The sequence below is a fragment of the Streptomyces sp. URMC 124 genome, assembly GCF_051386455.1.
In the GTDB taxonomy this organism is placed as follows: Bacteria; Actinomycetota; Actinomycetes; order Streptomycetales; family Streptomycetaceae; genus Streptomyces.
In genome coordinates this window covers 1-249 of record NZ_JBPQTS010000577.1, presented here as the reverse complement: position 1 = coordinate 249, position 249 = coordinate 1, and the positions used below count along the sequence as shown (strand labels likewise).

The following is a 249-nucleotide window of genomic DNA, read 5'->3' as shown; positions in this document are numbered from 1 at the left end:
GGTATGCCATCCACGTAACAAGCGAGTGAGCGCTCCAAACATAAACCGTCATTTCCGATACGGGCAATAAAGCGGTCCAGCGGCATTGAGGCGTTAACCATGTATCCTTCAAATGAGTGATTCCACAACTCCGATACTTCCCGAATCGGAAGCTCGCTTAACGGTTTATACGTAATCATGGTCAATTTTCCTCCTGTTTTATGAGGCATTAAATAAGTGAGGCGCATTTAGAGGTGCTCACTATTAAAA

The 249-nt window shown here is 44.6% G+C and carries 1 protein-coding gene; it reads right to left on the bottom strand.

Annotation, left to right across the window (positions count from 1 at the left end):
* Window positions 1-227: hypothetical protein (locus tag ACSNOG_RS33750; RefSeq protein ID WP_436756478.1), on the bottom strand; the 227-nt coding region annotated here is incomplete at its 3' end.
* Window positions 228-249: the final 22 nt, after the last annotated feature.